The following is a 19,658-nucleotide window of genomic DNA, read 5'->3' as shown; positions in this document are numbered from 1 at the left end:
TACAAACAACGCCAAACCGTAGGCCCGGTAAGCGGAGCGCCACCGGGCGTAAAGACCATGCAATCAGGCGTTTGTTACCAGCAAACAAACCCGCCATCAACCAGCAGATCTACTCCGGTGCAGAACGAGGAGGCATCCGTGGCGAGGAAAATCGCCGGACCCGCCATCTCCTCAACCTTCGCCATACGCTGCATCGGCGTCTGGCTCTCAAACGATTTTGTCTGATGCACCATCTCTGGACGGGTGTTCATTGGCGTCGCCGTGTAGCCCGGACTGATGGTGTTGACGCGGATATTTTTCTCCGCCCACTCCATCGCCAGGCTTTTGCTTAAGTGGATCACCCCCGCCTTGGAGCAGTTGTAATGAGCCTGCTCCAGACCACGGTTCACAATCACGCCGGACATCGAGGCGATATTGATGATCGAGCCGCCGCCGCTCTCCAGCATTAGCTCGGCCTCGGCCTTGCAGCTGTTCCAGACGCCGGTCAGGTTGATATCGATAACCCGCTGCCACTGGTCCGGCTCCATCTCCAGCGCCGGATTAGCGTTGGCAATCCCGGCGGCGTTGAGGGCAACATCAAGACGACCAAACTGTTTTTTCACTTCAGCAATGGCGGCGCGCAGATGCGCAATGTCGCGTACGTCGCCAGTATAAGCGAAGGTGCTGCCGCCCATCTCCTGAATAGTGCTTACCGTTTCCGACAGGCCACCATCCTCACGCAGATCGAAACAGGCGACTTTGGCTCCCGCGCTGGCAAAGCCGTAAGCAATCATTTGACCAATACCGCTGCCAGCCCCGGTGACAAACGCGACGCGATCGCTTAAGTCGAACAGCCGTTGGGAAAAGTGTTTATCCATGGTTTAACTCCAAATGTGTTAGGACATGATCAAGCCGCCATCAACGTTGATGGTTTGCCCCGTAATGTAGGCGGCGTCCTCGGACGCCAGAAACGCCACCAGCCCGGCCACGTCGGCGGGTTTACCAGCCCGCTTGAGGGGGATCCCCTGCACCCATTCGTCCATAAGCTCGCCTTTTTTATACTGCTTCTCTGGCGTACTCAGGATCTCGCCCCACACGCGGTCGTTGTAGTCCCACATATTGGTTTCAATAATTCCAGGGCAGAAGGCGTTAACCGTGATGTTGTGCTGAGCCAGCTCAAGCGCCAGGCTTTGGGTAATACCGATTACGCCCATTTTGCTGGCGGCGTAGTGTGGGGTGTAGATAAAGCCAACGCGACCCTGGCCGGAGGAGGTGTTGATCAGACGTCCGCTCTGCTGTTTCACCATATACTTCGCGGCTTCGCGACAGCATAGCCACACGCCGGTGGTATTTACGCTGAGCACGTTATCAAACTCCTGACGCGTCATTTTATCGAAGCGATCGATGGTGATAATGCCAGCGTTTTGAATTGAGACATCGATGCTGCCGAAGGTGCGATGCGCGAGCCGGTAAAGCTCGGTGACCTGCTCTTCATCAGTGACATCAGCAACGAAAGAGATAATATTTTCGTGATACTCCTCCTTCAGCCGTTCAGCAGTCTCTGTCACCTCAGCCGAGTAGTCAGAGAGCACCAGATTCGCCCCCGCATCAGCAAATTTTCTGGCGATGCCCTCACCGATGCCTTTAGCAGCACCGGTAATGACGACCGTTTTATTTTCGAATACATAGCCCATACTCTCTCTCCTCGCCCGCTATTCAAAATTTGTGTAGGGTTCTTTCGACGGCCTTTTGCCACTCCCGCCAGCGTTTTTGTAAACGGCCATGACGCTCCATGTTGGGGCGAAATTCGCTATGCGGATAAAGGTACTGTTTCAGCTCATCGAGTGAGAGTTGCCCCACGGCCTTACGCGCTAAAAGTGCCGCCCCAATAGCAGACAGTTCGGGTACGTCGCTGCGCATCACCGGGCAACCCAGCAGGTCTGACTGATACTGCATCAGCCAGTCATTTTTGGTCGGGCCGCCATCCACCATTAACGCCGTCAGCGTAAAATCGTTGTGCTGGCGCATGGCGGTCACTACGTCGGCGATCTGGTAGGTGATGGCTTCCAGCGCAGCCCGAATCAGGTGTGCACGCTTAACGCCACGGCTCAGGCCGCAGATCACCCCGCGGGCGTTCTCATCCCACCAGGGCGCGCCTAATCCCGTGAGCGCAGGAACAAAATAGACGCCAAGCGTTGACTCCACCGAGGCCGGGAGTGAGTTCAGCTCAGCCGCCAGCTCGGCCTCGGGAAGCTCGCTCAGGCCCGTGCTGTCAGCCATCCACGCCACGCCGTCACCGGTATGGGGGATGTTCCCCTCAAGGCCATAGATCAGCTGCTCGCCGTCATGCCAGGCAAGGGTGGTTGCCAGGGAGTGAATGTTGCATTGCGCAGAGGTAACCGGCGCCATGACCGATGAACCCGTGCCGTAGGTCGCCTTGACGCAGCCCGCCTCCCCTAGCGCGTGTCCAAACAACGCGGCGTGGGAGTCGCCCACCATCGACATGATCGGGATGCCATCAGGAATGCCCACTACGTTTTTGGTATAGCCGAAAAGGCCGCTGGAGGGTTTGATCTCCGGCAGCGCAGCCGCCGGGATCTGGAAGATATCCAGCATCTCCGGGCTCCAGCTTCCGCTTTGTAGATCCAGAAGCTGGGTACGGGCGGCGTTTGAGTAGTCGCAGTAGAAGCTTTCGCCTGCGGTCAGGTTCCAGAGCAGCCAGCTGTCGATGGTGCCGAGGCAGATCTCCCCGTTTGTCGCCAGCGCCTGGCCGTTAGGCGTCGACTCGATTAGCCAGCGCATTTTGGAACCCGAGAAGAGCGGCGCGACCGGCAGACCGGTAACGGCTTTTATGGTCGGCTCTTTATTATCGCGACGCAGCGCATCACAAAAATCTGCAGTGCGCGAGCATTGCCAGCTGATCGCCGCATGCAGCGGCGTGCCGTTGCTGCGGTACCAGCCTATAGTGGTCTCGCGCTGGTTGCTAATGGCCAGCGCCGCGACATTTTCAGCGCCTACCGCGTTAATAGCCTGCGAGATCACCTTAACCGAGGCCTCAATCAGCGCTGCCCCTGACTGTTCTACCCACCCCTCTCGGGGCGTCTGGATAGAAAGTGGTTGGTTGAACTTAACGATAACTTTGCCTGATTCATCTAAGGCGACGGCCTTCGCATTCGTCGTACCTTCATCAAGGGCAATGATAATGTTTTGGTGTGAAGACATAGGTTTCTCCGGAAAAGCGAACCTTTCATGAATATATATTCAGCACTGATTATTTATTTTGTAAACGATAGCGGGGATCGCTATCTGCTTCTACAGGCAAAAGCGACAAATGCGTATGGCATCACAATTCAATCAATCTCGCTGGACAGATCAACAGCAGGGGTTGTAGTATTATGAATATAAAGTCATGCGTGAATATATATTCTGAAGCACTACGGATCACTATTCACTCACGGTCAGGGAAACCTGGAGCAGCGGCCAGGGATCCATTTTTTTGAACCCGGCTGAATATATATTCAGAGCCGCATAATAATTCGGAGGAGTTCGATGAATCCGTTCTTACTTTCTGTACCCGAGCTTGAAAACAAAGCCCGCGCAGTGCGCCGCCACATCATCTCCCTGAATGCCAACAGCCCGGCTGGCGGTCATACCGGGGCCGATCTCTCGCAGGTCGAACTGTTAACGGCGCTCTACTTTCGCGTACTCGACTGCGCCGTTGACCGCCAGGACGATGAAGAGCGTGATATCTACATCCAGTCCAAAGGTCATGCCGTGGGCTGCTACTACTGTGTTCTCGCTGAAGCGGGCTATTTCCCGGTGGAGTGGCTCTCAACCTATCAGCACGCCAACTCTCACCTGCCGGGACACCCGGTTAAGCAAAAAACGCCAGGCATTGAGCTGAATACCGGCGCGCTGGGGCATGGTTTCCCGGTGGCCGTCGGCCTGGCGCTGGCTGCCAAACGTAACAACAGCAAGCGCCGTATCTTCCTGATCACCGGCGATGGTGAACTGGCAGAGGGCAGTAACTGGGAAGCCGCCATGGTCGCCGCCCACTACAAGCTGGATAACCTGGTCATTATCAATGACAAAAACGGTCTGCAGCTGGCGGGGGCGACCAAAGACATCATGTGTACCGATCCGCTGGATGAAAAATGGCGCGCCTTCGGCATGGAGGTGACCGAGTGCCAGGGCAATGATATGGCCTCCGTGGTCAACGCGCTGGAGAATCTGCCCCAGACCGGAAAACCTAACGTCATCATCGCCCATACCACCAAGGGCGCAGGCGTCTCCTTTATCGCTGGCAAACCGGAATGGCACCATCGCGTACCTAAGGGCGACGAAATCGGGCTGGCAATGAGCGAACTGAACGATCTGATCGAAGAGGGCATGAAAAGTGAGTAATTCAGAACATCTTGCAAACGTGATGGTTGAAGCTTTCATTAATGCGGTTGAGAGAGGCGTCGACCTGGTTCCCGTCGTGGCTGACTCGACGTCAACCGCCAAGATCTCGCCTTTTATGAAGCAGTTTCCGGATCGGATCGTCAACGTCGGCATCGCCGAGCAGACTCTGGTCGGGGCTGCCGCCGGGCTGGCGCTGGGCGGAAAAATCGCTGTAACCTGTAACGCCGCGCCGTTTCTTGTCTCACGCGCCAACGAGCAGGTGAAAGTCGATATCTGCTACAACAACACCAACGTGAAGCTGTTTGGCCTGAACGCTGGAGCCAGCTATGGCCCGCTGGCCAGCACCCACCACTCGATTGATGATATCTCCGTGATGCGCGGCTTTGGCAATATCCAGATCTTTGCCCCCTCATCACCGTTGGAGTGCCGCCAAATCATTGAGTATGCCCTGGAGCACGTTGGCCCGGTCTACATTCGCATGGACGGTAAAGCGCTACCTGAACTGCACGATGAAAGTTACACCTTTGCCCCCGGTGCGGTAGATGTTCTGAGCGAAGGCGATGAGATTGCGCTGGTCGCTATGGGCTCCACCGTTCATGAAGCCGTTGATGCCGCTGCCCAGTTGGCGGAACAGGGTATTTCGGCGAAGGTGATTAACGTTCCCTCTATTCGTCCCTTAGATCGCGACGCGCTGTTTGCCGCTTTGCAGGGCGTTAAACATATTATCAGCGTCGAAGAGCATAACGTGAACGGGGGCGTAGGCAGCATCGTCGCGGAAGTGCTGGCTGAAAACGGCCACGGCGCGGTTCTTAAACGGCTAGGCATTCCTGACGGCGAATACGCTATTGCTGCCGATCGCAAAGATATGCGGGCATACCACGGTTTTGATGTGGTGGGGATCGTTAATCAGACCCTGGCGCTTATTAACAGATAGTTTTAACAAAAGTACGTAATAAACGACAACCCTACACCTGTCGAACCGCCATAACTTACATTTTGAGAGAACATCTTATGAAAACGAAATTCCTGTTTTTAAGTGTGGCAGCAGCCTGCGCATTTACGGCGAACGCGTTTGCCGCTGAAAAAGGCACCATCATGATCATGGTCAACTCGCTGGATAACCCCTACTACGCGGCAGAAGCGAAAGGGGCCGATCTGAAAGCGAAAGAGCTGGGCTACACCACCAGCGTGCTGTCGCACGGCGAAGATGTCAAAAAGCAGAGCGAGCTTATTGACGCTGCTATCGGCAAAAAAGTTCAGGGTATTATTCTCGATAACGCTGACTCAACTGCGAGCGTGGCCGCCATTCAAAAAGCCAAGGACGCGGGCATTCCGGTGGTGTTAATCAACCGTGAAATTCCGGTTGATAACATCGCGCTGGAACAGATCACCCATAACAACTTCCAGGCAGGCTCTGACGTGGCTAACGTCTTTGTCGAAAAAATGGAAGAGACAGGCAAGTATGCCGAGCTGACCTGTAACCTGGCCGACAACAACTGCGTCACCCGCTCTAAATCCTTCCACCAGGTGCTGGATCAGTATCCGGATATGCAGAGCGTTGCACGACAGGATGCTAAAGGCACCCTGATTGACGGCAAGCGCATTATGGACAGCATCCTGCAGGCGCACCCGGATGTAAAAGGCGTCATCTGCGGCAACGGTCCGGTCGCGCTGGGCGCTATTGCCGCGCTGAAATCTGCGGGCCGTGACGACGTGATTGTCGTCGGCATCGACGGCAGCAACGACGAGCGCGAAGCCGTCAAAGCTGGCACCCTCAAAGCGACGGTGATGCTGCAGGCCCAGGCGATCGCCGCCCAGGGCGTAACGGATCTTGATAACTTTATCCAAAAAGGGACCAAGCCTGAGAAACAGCGCGTCATGTTCCGCGGCATTTTAATTACCCCTGACAACGCCTCAGGAGTTCAAGACTTCAATTTCAAATCCTGATGACCCGTTGCTGCGCCCGCTTCGGCGGGCGCAAAGGAGTAAAGAATGCACAGAAAACTCGCGCTGGCATTGATCGTTTTAGCGCTTGGCGGTTGCCGTATCGTATCGCAGAAAGAGCTGGCCGATCTTAAAAATCCTCCCAATCCACAAATGGCCAACATTCAGCAAACCTGGCAGCAAAAGATTGTGCCGCAGTATGTGCGTGAGGCTAAACCTGTCGCTGAATTGCTGAAAACATTACAGGCCGAGAAGAGCTTTGATGAGGCCTGTAGTAAAGACGGCTACCGCAGCCAGAGCGAAAACCCCTGCGTCTTCAGCGTGCGTATTACCGGTGAAGTGACCAAGGTCAATACCAAATCCCGCAGCGGGAAGATGACGGTACGCGATGAACAGGGTGGAGAGATCGTAGTCCAGATGGGACCGATTATTCGCGGCACCAGCCTGCGGGATGGTTATAAAGGTGCAAGCTATCAGGACTTTAACGATCAGGTGCTGTATGGCGATTACGGTAAGGCTATCAACCAACAGGCTTCAGAAATGATGGTGAATTTCAAGCCCGCCGTCGGGGACAAAGTCACGATTTCCGGGGTATTTGCCGCCTGGGATATCCCGCAAACCATTCCAGACGTGACAGCTGCAGCTATCACACGGCAGTGAGGAGAGGGTTATGAATGAGCAACAGACCCAGCGGGATGAGGTGATTATTGAGACTCGCGACCTCTCTCGTGTTTATCCTGGCGTAGTCGCACTCGATAACGTGAACTACCGCGTATATCGCAATCAGGTCAACGTGCTGATTGGCGAGAACGGCGCGGGTAAATCAACGATGATGAAAATGCTGGCCGGCGTTGAGACGCCCTCCTCCGGCGAGATCCTGCTGGACGGGCAGCGGGTCACGCTCGGCTCCACTCACGAGGCGGAAAAGCACGGTATCAGCATTATTTTCCAGGAGCTGAACCTCTTCCCCAATATGAACGTGATGGACAACATCTTCATTGGCAATGAGTTTTTCCAGCGCGGCGTGATTAACGAAAAATACCAGTACGAGCTGGCTAAATCTTTGCTGGAGCGGCTGGAGCTGAACGTCGATCCCTACGCGCCATTGGGCGAGCTGGGGATCGGCCATCAACAGCTGGTCGAGATCGCCCGCGCCCTCTCTAAAGATACGCGGGTGCTGATCATGGACGAGCCCACCAGCGCATTAAGCCAGTCGGAAGTGCGGGTGCTGTTTAACGTCATCGCCCAGCTTAAGCGCCGCGGCGTCACCATTATCTATATCTCCCACCGGCTGGAGGAGCTGATGGAGATTGGCGATCACATTACCATCTTCCGCGATGGCCGCTTTATCAGCGAGCGTCCCGTCCGGCAGGCCAGCGTCCCCTGGATCATCGAGCAGATGGTCGGAGACAAGAAAAAACATTTTGACTACAGCCCCGCCGCGCATGGCGAGACCATTCTCAAGGTGAACGGCCTGACCGCGCTGCACCAGAACGGCGGTTATAAATTGAATGACGTCTCCTTTGACCTGCGCAAAGGGGAAGTTATCGGCATCTATGGCCTGCTCGGCGCGGGACGTACGGAGCTGTTTAAGGGTTTAGTCGGGATGATGGGCTGCCAGTCGGGCACCATCAATCTTGATGGTGAAAGTCTGGACAAGCGCTCTTTCCAGCAGAGGCTGAAGCGCGGTATCACCCTCGTGCCGGAGGATCGCCAGGGTGAAGGCGTGGTACAGCTTATGTCGATCAAAAGCAATATGACGTTGACCGACCTGAGCCTGCTGGGCTTTCGTCGCGCCCTGCGCCTGCTCAGTCCGGTTAAAGAGGAGCAGCAGGTCAACCACATGGTCGAGCAGCTGGCGATTAAGGCCGGCGACACGGAGCTGCCCATTACCTCGCTAAGCGGCGGCAACCAGCAAAAGGTGGTACTGGGTAAAGCGTTGATGACCGGGCCTAAAGTGGTCCTGCTGGATGAGCCAACACGCGGCATTGACGTTGGCGCGAAAACCGATGTTTATCATCTGATTGGCAAAATGGCGCATCAGGGGCTGGCCGTTATGTTCTCCTCCTCCGAGCTGGATGAGGTCATGGCGCTGGCTGACCGGGTTCTGGTTATGGCCGATGGCCGTATCACCGCAGATTTACCGCGCGCTTCCGTGACGCGGGAAAAATTAATCAGCGCTTCTACACCGCAAGACTGATGTCTGCTGGAGAGAGAAATGAACAAAAAGTATATGATCTACATGTATTTGCTCAAAGCGCGCACCTTCATTGCCCTGCTGATCGTCATGGGCTTCTTCAGCGTGATGGTGCCCAACTTCCTGACCATGTCGAACCTGCTGATCATGACCCAGCACGTGGCGATTACCGGCCTGCTGGCGATTGGTATGACACTGGTGATCCTTACCGGCGGTATCGACCTCTCCGTCGGCGCGGTGGCGGGCATGTGCGGCATGGTTGCCGGGGCGCTGTTAACCAACGGCCTGCCGATCTGGGGCGAGCAGATTATCTTCTTTAACGTGCCGGAAGTGATCCTGCTGGTCGCCGGTTTTGGTATTCTGTTGGGCCTGATCAACGGGGCGGTGATCACCCGTCTCGGTGTCGCGCCCTTTATCTGTACTCTCGGCATGATGTACGTTGCCCGCGGCGCGGCGCTGCTGTTTAACGACGGTAGCACCTATGCCAACCTGGTGGGCATGCCTGAGTTAGGCAATACCGGTTTTGCGATTCTAGGCTCCGGCACGATCCTCGGCATCTATATTCCCATCTGGCTGATGGTGAGCTTCCTGCTGCTGGGTCTCTATATGACCCGCAAGACCCCGCTGGGCCGCTATATTTACGCCATCGGCGGGAATGAATCTGCTGCGCGGCTGGCAGGCGTGCCTATCATCAAAGTTAAAGTATTTGTCTACGCCTTTTCCGGCCTGTGCGCGGCGCTGGTGGGGCTGATTGTGGCATCCCAGCTGCAAACCTCTCACCCAATGACCGGGAATATGTTTGAGATGGACGCTATCGGCGCAACCGTGCTGGGCGGAACTGCGCTGGCGGGCGGACGAGGCCGTGTCTCCGGCTCGATCATTGGTGCATTCGTCATCGTTTTCCTCGCTGACGGGATGGTGATGATGGGGGTCAGCGACTTCTGGCAGATGGTGATTAAGGGCCTGGTGATTGTCACTGCGGTGGTTATCGATCAGTTCCAGCAGCGTCTGCAAAGCAAAGTGGTGCTGCTGCGCCGTCACGAGAAAAAATTGCAGGCTGAGGCTACGTAAGCCCAGGTGTTTGTAGGCCCGGTAAGCACAGCGCCACCGGGCAATAAAAAACGCCGCATGAGCGGCGTTTTTCTTTTCCGAGCGGGAGTAACTTACTCGCCGATCTTAGCCCAGGTATCGCGCAGGCCAACGGTGCGGTTAAACACCAGCTTCTCCGCCGTGGAGTAGCGGCTGTCGAGGCAGAAGTAGCCTTCACGCTCGAACTGGTACGCCTTGCCAGCTTCAGCGGCGTTCAGGGACGGCTCGGCGTAGCCCTGCTTGATCACCAGCGACTCCGGGTTGATGGTGGCGAGGAAATCCTCTGCCGCGCCCGGGTTCGCCACGCTGAACAGACGATCGTAGAGACGGATCTCAACTGGCAGCGCATGCGCGGCGCTGACCCAGTGGATCACCCCCTTCACCTTGCGCCCGTCAGCCGGATCCTTGCTCAGGGTCTCGGCATCGTAGGAGCAGAAGATGGTGGTGATGTTGCCTTCCGCATCTTTCTCTACGCGCTCGGCTTTGATCACGTAGGCGTTGCGCAGACGCACCTCTTTACCCAGCACCAGACGCTTGTACTGCTTGTTCGCCTCTTCGCGGAAATCAGCACGATCGATCCAGATCTCAGCGCTAAACGGCACCTCGCGACTGCCCATCTCCGGCTTGTTCGGATGATTCGGCATGGTCACCACTTCGCTCTCACCCTGCGGGTAGTTCTCGATAACCAGCTTCACCGGATCGATAACGGTCATCGCACGCGGGGCGTTTTCGTTGAGATCTTCACGAATACAGGACTCCAGCGACGCCATCTCAATAGTGTTGTCCTGCTTGGTCACGCCGATGCGTTTGCAGAACTCGCGGATGGAGGCGGCGGTGTAGCCGCGACGGCGCAGACCAGAGATGGTCGGCATACGCGGGTCGTCCCAGCCCTCAACGATTTTATCCGTCACCAGCAGGTTCAGCTTACGCTTGGACATCACCGCATATTCCAGGTTCAGGCGCGAGAACTCGTACTGGCGCGGATGAACCGGAATGGTGATGTTATCCAGCACCCAGTCGTAGAGACGACGGTTATCCTGGAACTCCAGCGTACAGAGTGAATGGGTAATGCCTTCCAGCGCATCGCTGATGCAGTGGGTAAAATCGTACATCGGGTAGATGCACCACTTGTTGCCGGTCTGGTGGTGCTCGGCAAACTTAATGCGGTACAGAACCGGATCGCGCATCACGATAAACGGCGAGGCCATGTCGATTTTGGCGCGCAGGCAGGCGGTGCCCTCTTCGAAGCCACCGGCACGCATTTTTTCAAACAGCGCCAGGTTCTCTTCAACGCTACGATCGCGGAACGGGCTGTTTTTACCCGGCGCGGTCAGGGTGCCACGGTATTCGCGGATCTGCTCCGGTGACAGCTCGTCAACGTAAGCCAGGCCTTTATTGATCAGCTCGACGGCGTAGTTATGCAGCTGGTCAAAATAGTCAGAGGAGTAGCGAACGTCACCCGACCAGTGGAAACCCAGCCACTGCACATCATTTTTGATCGAATCAACGTATTCGATATCTTCCTTCACCGGGTTGGTGTCGTCAAAGCGCAGGTTGCACTGCCCCTGATAGTCCTGGGCGATACCGAAGTTCAGGCAGATAGATTTTGCATGACCGATATGCAGGTAGCCGTTCGGCTCCGGCGGAAAACGGGTGCAAACCGTGCTGTGCTTACCACTGGCCAGATCTTCATCAATAATCTGGCGAATAAAGTTAGTCGGGCGGGCTTCTGCCTCACTCATCGCGGGTTCCTCAAAACGTAAACAACGTATAACGGAACATGATCTTATAAGCGGGACGCGGAGACAACCCTTAGATCAACAAAAAGCGTTAATGGCGGGGGGATCGCCGTACGCCGGGCAAAAAAAAGCGGCGGAGACAGGCTCCGCCGCTGTTTAACCGTACGTTACGGCTATTTACCCTTCACCTCAAACAGCGGGGTCTGGCCTGCAACGACCTGACCTTCAGCCTGGAAGACCAGACCGCTGAAATCGTCGATGTTGCTGCACACCACCGGGCTAATCATCGAGCGCGCATTGGCGTTCAGATAGTCGAGATCCATCTCCAGCACCGGCTGGCCCGCGACCACGTCCGCGCCCTCTTCCACCAGGCGTGTAAAGCCCTGACCGTTCAGCGCAACGGTGTCGATGCCCATATGGACTACAATCTCCGCGCCTTTTTCGGTTTCCAGACAGAAAGCGTGGTTGGTGTTGAAGATCTTAACGATGGTACCGGCGGCCGGGGAGACCACGGTTTTACCCGTCGGTTTCACCGCCACACCGTCGCCAACCGCTTTGCTGGCAAAGGCTTCATCAGGTACCTGCTCCAGCGGAACAACCTCACCGGTCACCGGCGATACCAGCGCGGCAACGGTGACGGCGTTCGGCACGGCCTGCGGTTTAACCGCGGCGGCCGGGGCGTTAGTTGCGGGCTGGACGCTGGCGGCTGCGGCCACCGGGCCACGGGCAACCACACGCTTCATCGCATCGCCTACGGATTCCGCTTTTGCGCCGACAATCACCTGAATACTCTGCTTGTTAAGCTTCACCACGCCGGACGCGCCCAGACGCTTACACTGCACGTCGTTAACGCGGGCGGAGTCCGCCACGGTCAGACGCAGACGAGTAATACAGGCGTCGATCGCTTTCAGGTTGTCAGTACCACCGATGGCGGCGATGTAGCTGGTCGCCAGCTGTTCGAGACCCTCGTCGGTATTGCTGTTGGCTTCAGAGGTGACCACCGCGTCGTCGGTCTCTTCGCGGCCCGGCGTTTTCAGGTTGAACGCGCGGATAACGAAGCTAAAGACCACAAAGTAGATGGCGAAGAAGAGCAGGCCCATCACCACCAGCATCCAGACGTTGTTGCTGGCAGCAGGCAGGTTATACATCAGCGCATAGTCGATTGCGCCCGCAGAGAAGGAGAAGCCCGCATGGATCCCCAGCGCGGTCGCAACAAACAGGCTGATGCCCGTCAGTACGGCGTGCAGGAGATACAGCAGCGGAGCCAGGAACATGAACAGGAATTCCAGCGGCTCGGTAACACCGGTCAGGAAGGCGGTGATAGCCACGGAGAGCAGCATGCCGCCAATCATCGGGCGACGCGCTTTCGGGGCGGCGAAGTACATCGCCAGCGCCGCACCAGGCAGACCAAACATCATGATCGGGAAGAAGCCGGACATGAACATGCCTGCGGTGCCGTCGCCTGCGTAGAAGCGGTTAATATCACCGTGGAAGACAACGCCTGCGGCGTTAGTAAACTCGCCAATCTGGAACCAGGCGATGGTGTTCAGCACCTGATGCAGACCGGTCGGGATCAGCAGACGGTTAACGAAGCCGAAGATACCGGAGCCGACCGCGCCCATGGAGACAATCCACTCCCCGCCAGCATGGATAGCGTTCTGCACCGGCGGCCAGACATAGCCAAAGATGGCCGCCAGGATCAGACAGAAGAAGCCGGTGGCAATCGGCACAAAGCGTTTGCCGCCAAAGAAGCTCAGGAATTCAGGCAGCTTGATGTTGGACCAGCGGTTATAGACCGCCCCGCCCACCAGGCCGGTAATGATACCGGAGAGCACGCCCATATTGATGGCCGGGTTGATGGTAACCATCGCTTTGGTCATCACAAAGTAGCCTACCGCACCGGCCAGCGCTGCCGCGCCTGCGCTGTCTTTTGACCACGACGAGGCCACACCGATAGCGAAGATCAGGGCCAGGTTGTCAAAAATTGCCCCGCCCGCCTGGGCAATAAACGGGACGTTAAGCAGATCGGGCTGACCGAATCGCAGCAGCAGGGCCGCGACGGGCAGCACAGCGATAGGGAGCTGTAACGCTCGCCCCAGTCGCTGGAAGAAACCAAGAATATTCATTTTATACCCCCCTGTGAAACTCCGCTGAGCCTCATCACTAACCATTTTTTATAGTTAAACCAACCCTGTAATGCGGTCGTTTTACGCAGACTGTTCAAGTGTGTGGAAATTTAATTCGCCTCGCAAATTAAACGCGCATTTTTTGTGATTACAATCACCAAATATCGTTATTTACACTCCTGGTTACTGGCTAAGAACGAAAACTTATTTTATGATTCAAAAAATCAGGACGAACTGCCCCTCTCATGGCGCAATCTGGGTTACGCTTAAAGCGTACAGGCAGCAGTTCGCCAACGTTAATTTCACACTGTGTAGAGGTAAACAATGAGACTGATCCCCCTGACGAGTGCCGAACAGGTCGGTAAATGGGCCGCCCGCCATATCGTTAACCGCATCAACGCGTTCAAACCTACTGCGGATCGTCCGTTTGTTCTTGGCCTGCCCACCGGCGGCACGCCGCTTACCGCCTACAAAGCGCTGGTTGAAATGCATAAAGCGGGCCAGGTCAGCTTCCAGAACGTCGTGACCTTCAACATGGACGAATATGTTGGTCTGCCAAAAGAGCACCCGGAAAGTTACCACAGCTTTATGCACCGCAACTTTTTCGATCACGTTGATATTCCCGCAGAAAATATCAACCTGCTCAATGGTAATGCGCCGGATATTGACGCAGAATGTCGCCGTTATGAAGAAAAAATTCGTGCCTACGGCAAAATTCACCTGTTTATGGGTGGCGTAGGCAACGACGGGCACATCGCGTTTAACGAACCGGCCTCCTCGCTGGCCTCCCGCACCCGTATTAAGACCCTGACTCATGACACGCGCGTGGCAAACTCCCGCTTTTTTGATGGTGACGTCAATCAGGTGCCGAAATATGCCCTGACCGTTGGCGTAGGCACTCTGCTGGATGCCGAAGAGGTGATGATTCTGGTATTAGGCAACGTCAAGGCGCAGGCATTGCAGGCGGCGGTAGAAGGCAACGTTAACCACATGTGGACGATCAGCTGCCTGCAGCTGCATCCGAAAGCGGTGGTGGTGTGCGACGAACCGTCAACGATGGAGCTAAAGGTGAAGACGCTCAAATACTTCACTGAATTAGAAGCGGAAAATATCAAAGGTCTGTAACATTTTTACCCGGGGGTCGTTATGTATGCTTTAACCCAGTGCCGTATCTTTACCGGCCATGAAACTCTGGACGATCACGCGCTGATCGTCGTTGATGGTCTAATCGACCGACTCTGCCCGCAGGCAGACCTGCCGCCAACGATTGAGCAGCGCTCGCTCAACGGTGCATATCTGGCCCCCGGTTTTATCGACCTGCAGCTGAACGGCTGTGGCGGCGTACAGTTTAACGATACCGCCGAGGCGGTGAGCGTAGAGACGCTGGAGATTATGCAGCGTGCCAACGAACAGTCGGGCTGCACCAGCTTTTTACCGACGCTCATCACCACCAGCGATGACCTGATGAAACAGGGCGTGCAGGTGATGCGCGACTACCTGGCTAAGTATCCGCACCAGGCGCTGGGTCTGCACCTCGAAGGGCCGTGGCTCAACGTGGTGAAAAAAGGCACCCACGATCCTGACTTTGTGCGCCGCCCGGACAGCGATCTGGTCGATTTTCTCTGCGCCAATGCCGATGTGATTACCAAGCTGACCCTGGCTCCGGAGATGGTCGATCCTGCCGTGATCCGCAAGCTGGCGGCAGCCGGGATTGTGGTCTCTGCCGGCCACTCTAATTCGACCCTCGTCGAGGCGAAAGCCGGTTTCCGCGCGGGTATCACCTTTGCTACTCACCTTTTCAATGCCATGCCTTACATCACCGGACGCGAACCGGGGTTAATCGGCGCGATCCTCGATGACGCAGACGTCTACTGCGGCATTATTGTTGATGGCTTACACGTTGATTTTACTAACGTTCGGATGGCGAAACGCCTGAAAGGCGATAAGCTGTGCCTGGTCACTGATGCCACCGCTGCGGCGGGTGCAGTCATTGACGAATTCATTTTTGCTGGTAAAACAATATACTACCGTAATGGACTCTGTGTAGATGAGAACGGTACCCTGAGCGGTTCGGCATTAACCATGATCGAAGGGGTAGCCAATCTTGTCGAGCACGTTGGCGTTGCGCTGGACGAAGCGCTGCGTATGGCAACGCTCTACCCGGCCCGCGCCATCGGCGTTGATAAACAGTTAGGCAGTATCGCACCGGGCATGGTGGCGAACCTGACCGCGTTTACCCACGACTTTAAAGTAATTAAGACCATCGTTAATGGTAACGAGGTCATCATCGAGTAAGTGAAAGTATGACATCAGGCGGACAAGCTCAAATTGGTAACGTTGACCTCGTAAAACAACTCAATAGCGCGGCTGTTTACCGCCTGATCGATCAGCATGGCCCCATCTCGCGGATCCAGATTGCTGAGCAGAGCCAGCTTGCCCCCGCCAGCGTGACCAAAATCACGCGACAGCTTATTGAGCGCGGTTTGATTAAAGAGGTCGATCAGCAGGCCTCGACCGGAGGTCGCCGCGCCATCTCTATTATTACCGAGACGCGTAACTTCAATGCGATTGGCGTGCGCCTTGGCCGCTACGATACTACTCTGACGCTCTACGATCTGAGCAGCAAGGTGTTGGCAGAAGAGCACTATCCCCTGCCGGAGCGCACCCAGGAGACGTTAGAGCACGCCCTGCTGAACACCATCGCCACCTTTATCGATACCTGCCAGCGTAAAACCCGCGAGCTGATTGCTATCTCGGTGATCCTACCGGGGCTGGTGGATCCGGAGAGCGGCGTGATCCGCTATATGCCGCATATCCAGGTAGAGAACTGGGGACTGGTTAGCGCGCTGGAAAAACGTTTTAAGGTGACCTGTTTTGTCGGGCACGATATCCGCAGCCTGGCGCTGGCCGAGCACTACTTTGGTGCAAGCCAGGACTGTGAGGACTCGATCCTGGTGCGCGTCCACCGCGGAACCGGGGCCGGTATCATCTCTAACGGGCGTATCTTTATCGGCCGTAACGGCAACGTCGGCGAGATCGGCCATATTCAGGTCGAGCCGCTGGGCGAGCGCTGCCACTGCGGTAACTTCGGCTGTCTGGAGACCGTGGCGGCAAATGCCGCTATTGAACAGCGAGTACGCCATCTGCTTGAACAGGGCTACCAGAGCCGCATCACCCTGGACGACTGCTCAATCAAAGCGATCTGTAAAGCCGCCAACAAAGGTGACGCGCTGGCCTGTGAGGTCATCGAGCACGTAGGTCGTCACCTGGGCAAAACCATTGCCATCGCCATAAACCTGTTTAATCCGCAGAAAATTGTCATTGCCGGTGAGATTGTCGAGGCAGAAAAGGTGCTGCTGCCCGCTATTGAGGGCTGCATTAATACCCAGGCGCTGAAGGCGTTTCGCAAAAATCTGCCGGTGGTGCGCTCGACGCTGGATCACCGCTCGGCCATCGGTGCCTTTGCGTTGGTAAAACGCGCCATGCTCAACGGCTCGCTGCTGCAGCATCTGCTGGAAGAGTAACCCTGCCCATCGCCCGGCGGCGCTCCGCTTGCGCGGGCCTATAGGACCGAGCCATGCCCATACGCGTGGCTCCTTCATCAAAAAAAACACCTTAAAAATGCATAATCATCAATAAACCATCCTTAACCCTGTGCTTTTTTCACTATTCGGCAATGGCCATTGCACTTTTTAATCTCGCCCCGCTAAAACCCTTGCGCCCGCCTGCGCTTTCCGGCATTTTCTTAATCAAGCAATAAGACAACGCGATGACGCAACGTCGGCAAACTAACAGGGTTAACGGAGAAGGTTATGTGTTCAATTTTTGGCGTACTGGATATTAAAACGGATGCAGGTGAACTGCGTAAAAAAGCGCTGGAGCTCTCTCGCCTGATGCGCCATCGCGGTCCTGACTGGTCCGGCGTATACGCAAGCGATAAAGCGATTCTGGCCCACGAACGTCTCTCTATTGTTGACGTCAACGCTGGCGCACAGCCGCTCTACAACGCCCAAAAAACCCATGCTCTGGCCGTTAACGGTGAAATCTACAACCATCAGGCTCTGCGCGCCGAGTACGGCGATCGCTACGATTTCCAGACCGGCTCCGACTGCGAAGTTATCCTGGCGCTCTATCAGGAGAAAGGTCCAGAGTTCCTCGACGAGCTGCAGGGCATGTTTGCCTTCGTTCTTTACGATAGCGAAAAAGATGCCTACCTGATTGGCCGTGACCATATCGGCATCATCCCGCTGTACATGGGCTACGACGAGCACGGCAACATGTACGTGGCGTCTGAAATGAAAGCTCTGGTACCGGTCTGCCGCACCATCAAGGAGTTCCCGGCAGGTAGCTACCTGTGGAGCCAGGACGGTGAGATCCGTAGCTACTACCAGCGCGACTGGTTTGAGTACGATGCGGTAAAAGACAACGTGACTGACAAAGCCGAGCTGCGCAAGGCGCTGGAAGATGCGGTGAAGAGCCACCTGATGTCAGACGTCCCGTACGGCGTGCTGCTCTCCGGCGGTCTCGATTCATCCATTATTTCTGCTATCACTAAAAAGTTTGCCGCACGCCGCGTGGAAGATCAGGAGCAGTCAGAGGCCTGGTGGCCGCAGCTGCACTCCTTTGCCGTGGGCCTGGAAGGCGCACCGGATCTGAAAGCGGCCCAGGCGGTTGCTGAACATCTGGGTACCGTGCACCACGAGATCCACTTCACCGTGCAGGAAGGTCTGGACGCCATCCGCGACGTGATCTACCACATTGAGACCTATGACGTGACCACCATCCGCGCCTCAACGCCGATGTATCTGATGTCACGTAAGATCAAAGCGATGGGCATCAAGATGGTGCTGTCCGGTGAAGGCTCTGACGAAGTGTTCGGTGGTTACCTCTATTTCCATAAAGCGCCGGATGCTAAAGAGCTGCATGAAGAGACCGTACGTAAGCTGCAGGCGCTGCATATGTTTGACTGTGCCCGCGCCAACAAAGCGATGTCGGCCTGGGGTGTAGAAGCGCGTGTGCCCTTCCTGGATAAAAACTTCCTCGACGTGGCAATGCGTATCAACCCGCAGGATAAGATGTGCGGCAACGGCAAAATGGAAAAACATGTGCTGCGTGAGTGCTTCGAATCCTACCTGCCGGCAAGCGTAGCATGGCGTCAGAAAGAGCAGTTCTCTGATGGCGTAGGCTACAGCTGGATCGACACCCTGAAAGAGGTGGCAGCACAGCAGGTGAGCGACCAGCAGCTGGAGACCGCCAGCTACCGCTTCCCGTACAACACGCCGACCTCTAAAGAGGCGTACCTGTACCGTGAAGTGTTTGAAGAGCTGTTCCCGGTTGCCAGCGCTGCCGAGTGCGTGCCTGGCGGTCCATCCGTCGCCTGCTCCTCTGCCAAAGCGATTGAGTGGGATGAAGCGTTCAAAACCATGAACGATCCATCAGGCCGTGCGGTAGGCGTTCACCAGTCCGCCTACTGATAGATAAAGTAGCGTGATAATAGCGGGTCCTGCGGGACCCGTTTTTGTGGGTTTTGATCCTGTTATCTCTCAATTAAAATCAAGATATAACCAATAATTGCCGAATTATACGCCAGGCTGTTCGCAACCTAACCAAACAGTCACATTCCGGCAATTTTCGATGAAAAAGGTGTTGACGCTGAAAGGCCCAATACGCATAATGCGCCCCGCAACGCCGATAAGGTAACGCGAAAAAAAGATGGCTACGTAGCTCAGCTGGTTAGAGCACATCACTCATAATGATGGGGTCACAGGTTCGAATCCCGTCGTAGCCACCATCTTTTTTTGCGGGAGTGGCGAAATTGGTAGACGCACCAGATTTAGGTTCTGGCGCCGCAAGGTGTGCGAGTTCAAGTCTCGCCTCCCGCACCATTCCCAGTAAGCGTTGCACGGATGGGGTATCGCCAAGCGGTAAGGCACCGGTTTTTGATACCGGCATTCCCTGGTTCGAATCCAGGTACCCCAGCCACTTTTTTTGACTCTCGTGTGTAACACGTTTGTCTTGAGTAACTAGCAGTACAATTTGGCTACTTAGCTCAGCTGGTTAGAGCACATCACTCATAATGATGGGGTCACAGGTTCGATTCCCGTAGTAGCCACTCTATTCTGATGAGTATCTTTAAGATGCTTATGACGTAAAAAATTGTTGGGGTATCGCCAAGCGGTA

General features: G+C 55.7%; 15 protein-coding genes and 5 tRNA genes (1 of these 20 running past the window's edge). 15 read left to right on the top strand and 5 right to left on the bottom strand.

Going from position 1 to position 19,658, the window contains the following annotated elements; genetic code table 11:
* Positions 1-74: 74 nt before the first annotated feature.
* Genes RTM13_RS08105 through RTM13_RS08095 form a run of 3 tightly spaced genes read right to left on the bottom strand, consistent with a single transcriptional unit; the run spans position 75 to position 3,201 of the window.
* Positions 75-857, bottom strand: a complete 783-nt coding sequence (locus RTM13_RS08105) for an SDR family oxidoreductase (protein WP_312211569.1) — start codon at positions 855-857, stop codon at positions 75-77.
* Between the two features lie 18 nt (positions 858-875).
* On the bottom strand, positions 876-1,673 hold the full coding sequence (locus RTM13_RS08100) for an SDR family oxidoreductase (RefSeq protein ID WP_312211568.1): 798 nt from the start codon (positions 1,671-1,673) through the stop codon (positions 876-878).
* 22 nt (positions 1,674-1,695) lie between these two features.
* Positions 1,696-3,201: an FGGY-family carbohydrate kinase gene (locus RTM13_RS08095; protein ID WP_312211567.1), complete on the bottom strand. Its 1,506-nt coding sequence runs from the start codon at positions 3,199-3,201 to the stop codon at positions 1,696-1,698.
* A gap of 327 nt (positions 3,202-3,528) precedes the next feature.
* Here RTM13_RS08095 and RTM13_RS08090 point away from each other — a divergent pair, with 327 nt between their 5' ends.
* The 6 genes from RTM13_RS08090 (at position 3,529) to RTM13_RS08065 (ending at position 9,595) form a co-directional block, all read left to right on the top strand.
* Positions 3,529-4,383: a transketolase gene (locus RTM13_RS08090; RefSeq protein ID WP_312211566.1), complete on the top strand. Its 855-nt coding sequence runs from the start codon at positions 3,529-3,531 to the stop codon at positions 4,381-4,383.
* On the top strand, positions 4,376-5,317 hold the full coding sequence (locus tag RTM13_RS08085) for a transketolase C-terminal domain-containing protein (protein WP_312211565.1): 942 nt from the start codon (positions 4,376-4,378) through the stop codon (positions 5,315-5,317). The genes RTM13_RS08090 and RTM13_RS08085 overlap by 8 nt, the downstream gene beginning before the upstream one ends.
* 77 nt (positions 5,318-5,394) lie before the next feature.
* Complete coding sequence (locus RTM13_RS08080) at positions 5,395-6,330, top strand: D-ribose ABC transporter substrate-binding protein (RefSeq protein ID WP_312211564.1); 936 nt, start codon at positions 5,395-5,397, stop codon at positions 6,328-6,330.
* Positions 6,331-6,375: 45 nt separating this feature from the next.
* Positions 6,376-6,987, top strand: coding sequence for a DUF2291 domain-containing protein (locus RTM13_RS08075; protein WP_312211563.1), 612 nt, complete (start codon positions 6,376-6,378; stop codon positions 6,985-6,987).
* A gap of 10 nt (positions 6,988-6,997) precedes the next feature.
* The gene (locus RTM13_RS08070) at positions 6,998-8,527 is read left to right on the top strand and encodes a sugar ABC transporter ATP-binding protein (RefSeq protein WP_312211562.1); all 1,530 of its coding nucleotides are present in this window, start codon (positions 6,998-7,000) and stop codon (positions 8,525-8,527) included.
* Positions 8,528-8,545: 18 nt separating this feature from the next.
* A complete protein-coding gene (locus RTM13_RS08065) occupies positions 8,546-9,595 on the top strand; it encodes an ABC transporter permease subunit (protein ID WP_312211561.1) in 1,050 nt (349 codons plus the stop codon).
* Positions 9,596-9,687: 92 nt separating this feature from the next.
* Here the strand turns inward: RTM13_RS08065 and glnS are convergent, their stop codons facing one another.
* Both glnS and nagE read right to left on the bottom strand, forming a co-directional pair.
* A complete protein-coding gene (gene glnS, locus RTM13_RS08060) occupies positions 9,688-11,355 on the bottom strand; it encodes a glutamine--tRNA ligase (protein WP_312211560.1) in 1,668 nt (555 codons plus the stop codon).
* Positions 11,356-11,525: 170 nt separating this feature from the next.
* The gene (nagE, locus tag RTM13_RS08055) at positions 11,526-13,478 is read right to left on the bottom strand and encodes a PTS N-acetyl glucosamine transporter subunit IIABC (protein WP_312211559.1); all 1,953 of its coding nucleotides are present in this window, start codon (positions 13,476-13,478) and stop codon (positions 11,526-11,528) included.
* 324 nt (positions 13,479-13,802) lie between these two features.
* On the opposite strand from nagE, the gene nagB reads away from it, so the two are divergent.
* The 9 genes from nagB to RTM13_RS08010 form a co-directional block, all read left to right on the top strand.
* Positions 13,803-14,603 (top strand): glucosamine-6-phosphate deaminase, encoded by an 801-nt coding sequence (gene nagB, locus RTM13_RS08050; RefSeq protein WP_312211558.1) that lies wholly within the window; start codon positions 13,803-13,805, stop codon positions 14,601-14,603.
* 21 nt (positions 14,604-14,624) lie between these two features.
* The gene (gene nagA / locus RTM13_RS08045; RefSeq protein ID WP_312211557.1) at positions 14,625-15,773 is read left to right on the top strand and encodes an N-acetylglucosamine-6-phosphate deacetylase; all 1,149 of its coding nucleotides are present in this window, start codon (positions 14,625-14,627) and stop codon (positions 15,771-15,773) included.
* 8 nt (positions 15,774-15,781) lie between these two features.
* Positions 15,782-17,002 carry an N-acetylglucosamine repressor gene (locus tag RTM13_RS08040; RefSeq protein ID WP_312211556.1) on the top strand — a complete coding sequence of 407 codons (1,221 nt, stop codon included), beginning with the start codon at positions 15,782-15,784 and terminating at the stop codon, positions 17,000-17,002.
* 288 nt (positions 17,003-17,290) lie between these two features.
* Positions 17,291-18,952, top strand: coding sequence for an asparagine synthase B (gene asnB, locus RTM13_RS08035; RefSeq protein WP_312211555.1), 1,662 nt, complete (start codon positions 17,291-17,293; stop codon positions 18,950-18,952).
* A gap of 240 nt (positions 18,953-19,192) precedes the next feature.
* A tRNA-Met gene (locus RTM13_RS08030) sits at positions 19,193-19,269 on the top strand.
* Positions 19,270-19,278: 9 nt separating this feature from the next.
* Positions 19,279-19,363: transfer RNA gene (locus tag RTM13_RS08025), tRNA-Leu, on the top strand.
* 22 nt (positions 19,364-19,385) lie between these two features.
* Positions 19,386-19,460 (top strand) — tRNA-Gln (locus tag RTM13_RS08020).
* Positions 19,461-19,516: 56 nt separating this feature from the next.
* Positions 19,517-19,590 (top strand) — tRNA-Met (locus RTM13_RS08015).
* Positions 19,591-19,638: 48 nt separating this feature from the next.
* Positions 19,639-19,658: transfer RNA gene (locus tag RTM13_RS08010), tRNA-Gln, on the top strand (it continues 155 nt past the right edge of the window).

The organism is Pseudescherichia sp. (genome assembly GCF_031979925.1).
GTDB lineage: Bacteria > Pseudomonadota > Gammaproteobacteria > Enterobacterales > Enterobacteriaceae > Pseudescherichia.
The sequence above is the reverse complement of the archived record's forward strand: the minus strand, read 5'-3'. Positions and strand labels throughout refer to the sequence as shown.